The sequence below is a fragment of the Corallibacter sp. genome (genome assembly GCF_048381695.1).
In the GTDB taxonomy this organism is placed as follows: Bacteria; Bacteroidota; Bacteroidia; order Flavobacteriales; family Flavobacteriaceae; genus Corallibacter; species Corallibacter vietnamensis.
This window is the reverse complement of sequence record NZ_JBLXHI010000028.1, coordinates 1-6,166: the sequence shown is the minus strand read 5'-3', so window position 1 is coordinate 6,166 and position 6,166 is coordinate 1. Positions and strand designations below refer to the sequence as shown.

Below are 6,166 nucleotides of genomic sequence, written 5' to 3'. Positions count from 1 at the left end.
CTTGTTTAGTTTTCCTGCGGTAAGTTCGTCTAAAATTTTAAGTTTAAAAGATTCAGAATACCGTCTAATTACTTTGTCATTTTTGTACATAATGTTTAAAATTATGTAGCCTTTATTCAGGACGGGTCAAAATTGGTTACAACGTGTTTGTGTATGATTAGTTGCGTGGTACAGCAACTAAATTAGTAAACTTTTACGAACCTGTGAATATTCCGCAGGAATATTCGCAAGTAGGCTAGAACCAAGCAATTAATTATACACGGTGTTGGCAATAGTTTTTATTTTTTTAGCTTTTCTAAATTCAAGGTTTTTATTTTCATCACTTTCATAAATTCTATAAATATTTATTGGAAGTGTATCGCCTGGTGGTCTGGGAATTGTAATAGCATCGTATTTATTATTTAGAAAAAAGTTGCTTTTGATTCTAACAGCTAAATTTGCTGTAATCATTGAATCCGGAACTTGCTTGTCAGCGTAAACACTCAAATAAAATCTTTCTGTGCGCAAATCATAGGTTCCGAAATAGGATTCCAATTTGTTTTTAAATTCTTTTATGTCAGTTTCTAAGTTATTTAAAGAATTTGATAGTTCTGTTTTCGCAACGACATTATCATTCTCTAAATTCATAAAAATTTTCATTCCGTAAACTGGGTCAACTCTTTCTAATTCATTCGAATCGTTTTTAGGTAAAGTGAATTCCATTCCAAATTTTCTGTTTAGGTATTCAATATAGTTTTCGGTTTTTAGCATACTAAATTTATGCACACCATAATTGTTTTTCAAGATTCCGAAAAGACTATCTCTTTTGTTTGAAAGTTGATAATCAATTTTAATTTTGTTAATCGTGTCAACAAATTTCCCAACTGAATTTCTATCATAAGTTTCAATCTCAAATTCAATTTGTGATTTGTTAGCTTTCCAGTCTGTTTTGTTTTCTGTGGTTCCCGATAGTTTAAAAACTAAACTATCAGGATAAAAGTGCCAAGTGCTATATTCATTTTCTATTTCGCGCCAATTTCCAATTAGTTCTTTTTCAGATGAATTTTGACCACAAGAAAAAGCCAATAGAATAAGCAGAAAGTTCGATATGTAAACGGATTTTTTCAAATTATTGCCAACGTGTTTGTGTATGATTTCGTTGCGTGTTTCAGCAACTAATTTAGCAAATACAAACCAAATAGAAAATCCGCGAGGATTTTCGTAAGTAGGCGAGTACTAGCAATGAATTATACACGGTGTTACCTGTAGTGCTTTTTTAATATTGATGTTTATATGTTCCACTTCCATCACTATTTATTTCAAAAGTTATGTTCCCTTTATATCTTGTCGACCAGACATTTTTTGAGTATTGTCTGTAACTATTTGAAACATCAGTTGATGGCTTCTTCCCAACAGAAACAATTGTATATTCAGGATTCATTAATTTCACAGCAGGTTGATAATAACCACTTTTACGACCGTGATGAGACGCATCCAAAACAGTTACATTTTTTATTTCATCTTCATAGTTTTCAACTATGTATTCCCAAGTTTCTTTTTCGGCGTCTCCTCCAAAAACAAACTTGTGGCCTCCGTATTTTACGAGTAAAACATAACTCATAATATTTTTGTTGTCTTTATTTTGAGCAAGCTTAACTAATTCTGGTGTTGGTGATAAAACAGAAATACTATCCTCCTTTAGGTATTGTCTCTTATCTCCAGCATATGGTCTTATCACTGTAACATTGTCAACAGGATTACTACTACTATCTCTGAACTTTTTTAATAGTTTCCAATCAGCTTTTTGATTTTCGGACAGTTTAGATTCGTCAACAGTAAAATTATTTTTAATACACCAAACATTCGCAACTGATTTTTGAGAAAATAATTCGTTCATTCCAGTAAAATGGTCAGCGTGAGGATGTGTTTGAATAAAACGGAAAACAGATGAATAGCCCAAATCAGAAATATATTGAATTGGGTCAGTAAGTGACTTTTTTATACCAGCTTTCGCAAACAGGTCTGCTGTTGTAAACATTCCTAAACTGTACCTTAATTGTTCGTGTGCACTTATTTTTGATAAAGACTCATTAATCAATTCATCATTAGTGTCATTGTCGAACTCGGAAGAGCGATTCATATCAATTACCGTTAATCTTTTCGTGTCTAAAAATTCAATCACGATTGTATCTCCGTGGCCTACATTTAAATGGTGTACTCTAATCATAGTTAATCTTTGTTGGCTTTAATCCTTTTAGTAATGTATTTAGTTTGTTTTCGATATGATAATATATATAGCCAAATGATTAATAACAGTAAACCAATTGTTGTATAAATTTCTGGAATGTTAAAAGCTTCATCTAATTCGCTATAAAGTTTTGTCAGAAGCAAACAAAAACCCAATGAAATTATAGTGCGATATGTGTTGTTTATTTCCGAAAATAGATTGACTTTATCGTCCTTTTTCGAGCAATCAACAAAGTCTTTATAGCTTGCAAATTTTACAATTTTCGTTTTCTTCAAAACTTTCTCAATGAATAGGGACCCAACTCTACTAATTGTCATACCGATAAAATAATAGAGAAATAACCCTAAAATTAAGTTCTCAGTCTGAAAATTGTAAATAGTCCACTTTGTTCCTAATACTGCAAAAAGGATTCCTGGAAAAAGAAAATTGAAAAGGTTATAGCTTGTTATTTTATTTATAAAATCTGTCATTCTATTCGGTTGTTTTTCGGCATTACAGGTAACGTGTTTGTGTATGGTTAGTTGCGTGGTTTAGCAACTAAATTAGTAAACTTTTACGAACCTGTGAATATTCCGCAGGAATATTCGCAAGTAGGCAGAAATAAAGCAATTAATTATACACGGTGTTAGCATACGTTATTTATAGTTTTTTCAGCAATACATAGTCATTATCAAAATCCTCAACTTTTAAAATTCTTTTCGGACTACAAGAACTTTCTCGATATGCAATTTCAGGATTTCCATAATCTACTTTTGTACGGTTAAAACATCCCTGTTTTTTTAGAACGACATAAATTGTTCCGCTTTTTAAATTGTCATTAGATAATTCAATTCCGCAGTTAAAGGGAATAGTTTTTGAATGAGAAAAATCATTGCCATAATCAGCGTAATTTCCAAGATATGAACCGTAATCTTTCCATCTTCTAAATTTATATCCTTGTGTTCCTAAGTATTTTAATTCTCCGTTGTCCATTTGATAAACTAAAATTGGTGGTAATGAAGGATTGTTGTTTTCTGAAGTTATTGAAACTCTTGCCATAATATGACTATTTCCTCTTTCAGCATCTCGTAAGAAATATTTATGTCCATAATCGTCAAAAGACCAGCGTTTTCCTTTCCAAATTTTGTCAAAACGTAATGATAAATCTCCAAACTTAACTCTTGTTGTAGGTTTTAGAACTTTATATCCAAGTGCCTTTTTTCTTTCTGCTTCAATTTTATTTTGCTCAATTGTTCTATCAATTTTTGCTATTTCCTTTGAAGCAATCGTTGCATCATTAGTTCCTTTGAAATTATCTACAATTCCTTGAAATTCCATTTTAGCACTATTCAGATTTTTATCGGAAAGAAGTTTTTTTGCTCTAATAAATCTATTTTCTGCTGTATTTTTAATTTTAGTTAATTCAGCTGAACAGTTATTCAATTCCGCTTTTGTTTGTTCCAGTTCAGTTTTTAATTCAGATAACTGTTTTTTAGTTTCTCCGTCTGAACAACCAAACAATGTTAGTATTCCAAAAGTAAGTACGAGTAAATTTCTTTTCATTTTCGATGATTTGTAATAATTGTAAATCTATTACGAAATTTTTAATGGTTGTTACGGTTTTCCGTAATGTATGCTAACGGTTTTGTGTATGAAATGTGCGTGTTTGTGTCAGCGGATTTTCGGAACGAAAATCGGATGAAAGCAAACACGCACTTTCTTTTGATTTAGCACTAAACTACGCATTTTTTATACACAGTGTTGGCTTTTAGTGCTTTTTTGTACGCTTAATAATTCTGTTTTGTTTTTTTTTGGTCGGTTATTAATTCCGTAAACTTGCTCAATTTCCTCAATATTTTTAATTCAGATTTGAATGAGTAATTCCGCAAGAGTGATTTTTCACGTTGAGTTCGTTTTTTTTTTTTTTATTCAGATCTCGATTCCGTAAACAAGCTAAAAAGTCAAACGTAATTCTATTCAGAGTTTGAGTGAGAATTCAGCGTATTTTTTAAAATTCGTCAACATAGTTTTTCGGCTTTTACTTACTTAAAATTCAAAAAAAATCCAAAAATTAAACCAGGCTTTTTTCATTTGCGCAAACTTGCTCCAGCATTAAAGCCAACGGTCTAGTGTATGATTTCGTTGCGTGTTTTAGCACTAAAGTTAGCAAATAATCACAGATAGAAAATTCCAACGGAATTTTCGTAAGTAAGCTCTAACTAGCAATGAATTATACACATTGTTGTAAAACGTATTTATTTATTCATAATTTGAGTCGCTTCCCAAACATATTCTTTTCCAAATTCTCCAAAGTAACTTATGTAATCACCATTTTTAGAAATAACTACGAAACTGCTACAAGGATAATGATATTCAAAAAATAGTCTTTCAATGGTTTTTTCAGGGTCTTTTTTCCAATTTAAAATTCCATTGTACTTTTCAAGTCCATCGTTATCTTTAAATATATATAATGGCTTTACTTGAGCGACTTGATTTAATCCATCTTCTAATTGTCCGTACCAACTTTTAATCCATTCGGTGTTAGTTGTTCCACTACTGTTGCAAAGGTCTTTACCTGGATAGTAGATTATTACAATAGGTTTGTCAGAATCTAATTCACGGTCTGTGGCTTTTTCAAGTAATAATTCAAGACTTTTTCTGTCATTTATTTTTCCTCGTTTTTCTCTCAAAGTCAATTTTTTATGATTGACTGAATCTCCGGGAATATCCAACAATTTATTCGTAGAGCGAATTCGGTTGAATTTAGATTTACTTATTTCTACATTATTTTCATCAAAGTATCTTGTCTTTTCTTTTCCAGTTTTAGTTGCTGAACAAGAGTAAATTAAAATTCCGATTATAAATGTTAGCAGGATTTTTTTCATATGTTTTACAACGGTTTTGTGTATGGTTAGTTGCGTGGTTAAGCAACTAATTTAGTAAACTTTAACGAACCCGTGAAAATTCCGCAGGAATTTTCGCAAGTAGGGAAGAACCTAGCAATTAATTATACACGGTGTTGTGCGTTCGTACTTTTTATTTCCAAACTTCATTTAATGTTTCTCTAAATAAATTGTCTAATTTTTCAGTTTCGGGTTTGAGATTTTTATTATAATCTTCTACTTTCTTTTCAAAATATTTAATTTCCTTTTCGACAAATTTATTAATTATTTCAATTCGTGGTTCTTTGTCAAGTTCCTCGCCTGATTTTTTTCGTTCCAGCAACTTCTCGATTTCTTTTTTCAATTCAGGATTCTCAACTTGTGTATTAACAAGCTTCTCAAATTCCATTGGTGCCATTGTTCCCATAGATTCAATCCATTTACAAGCTAAAATTGGTCTCAAAACGTAAAAGTATTTTTTCACTCTTACTAAATCAGTTTGTAAGTAATCTCGATAATTCCCTTTTGCCATATGCAAATAGTGATAAGTACAAGATTTTGGGTTAAAATAATATTTAGTCAGTTCACGCATTTTTTCCGCTGTGGAATATTGTTCTAAATAAATTAACGGACTTCTCAACCATTCTAATAATGGTGGATTTGATTTTCTAAATAATTTTAGAGTTTTTCGTAATTCCCAACCTGCAAAATCTAAATCATTCGGAAGCATAACTTCCATATTGTCTTTTTTGTCATCAATTGATAAATACCAATTCGGATTTTGAATATATAAAAATCTCACATCCCAATCACTATCAGTTGATGCAAATCCCCAAGCTCTACTTCCTGACTCAACAGCATAGAGAATTTGAATATCATTTTCTTTTTCAATTCGTTTTAATTCTGTTCTTATTTTTTCAGTCAATTTTCTCGGTTTTTTGGGTATGTCTTGTCCTGAAATATGGCTACAGGTTAAAATTGAATTTACGCTGATAATTTATATACCATATTAGGTGTTTTATAATCTAAAGATAAGTGTAATCTTATTTCGTTGTACAAATTAATTGCATTTTTTGTT

At 30.8% G+C, this 6,166-nt stretch carries 6 protein-coding genes; all 6 read right to left on the bottom strand.

Annotation, left to right across the window (positions count from 1 at the left end; all coding sequences use genetic code 11):
• Positions 1–249: 249 nt before the first annotated feature.
• The 6 genes from ACN5J3_RS14300 to ACN5J3_RS14275 all read right to left on the bottom strand — a co-directional run bounded on the left by ACN5J3_RS14300 (position 250) and on the right by ACN5J3_RS14275 (position 6,013).
• Positions 250–1,107, bottom strand: coding sequence for a hypothetical protein (locus tag ACN5J3_RS14300; protein ID WP_418512167.1), 858 nt, complete (start codon positions 1,105–1,107; stop codon positions 250–252).
• A gap of 148 nt (positions 1,108–1,255) precedes the next feature.
• Entirely contained in the window at positions 1,256–2,206 is a 951-nt protein-coding gene (locus ACN5J3_RS14295) for a ComEC/Rec2 family competence protein (protein WP_418512166.1), read from the bottom strand.
• A gap of 2 nt (positions 2,207–2,208) precedes the next feature.
• A complete protein-coding gene (locus ACN5J3_RS14290; protein WP_418512165.1) occupies positions 2,209–2,697 on the bottom strand; it encodes a hypothetical protein in 489 nt (162 codons plus the stop codon).
• Positions 2,698–2,866: 169 nt separating this feature from the next.
• Positions 2,867–3,769 (bottom strand): hypothetical protein, encoded by a 903-nt coding sequence (locus tag ACN5J3_RS14285; RefSeq protein WP_418512163.1) that lies wholly within the window; start codon positions 3,767–3,769, stop codon positions 2,867–2,869.
• 692 nt (positions 3,770–4,461) lie between these two features.
• A complete protein-coding gene (locus tag ACN5J3_RS14280; RefSeq protein ID WP_418512162.1) occupies positions 4,462–5,091 on the bottom strand; it encodes a hypothetical protein in 630 nt (209 codons plus the stop codon).
• Between the two features lie 151 nt (positions 5,092–5,242).
• Positions 5,243–6,013: a nucleotidyltransferase domain-containing protein gene (locus ACN5J3_RS14275; protein ID WP_418512161.1), complete on the bottom strand. Its 771-nt coding sequence runs from the start codon at positions 6,011–6,013 to the stop codon at positions 5,243–5,245.
• Between the last annotated feature and the right edge of the window lie 153 nt (positions 6,014–6,166).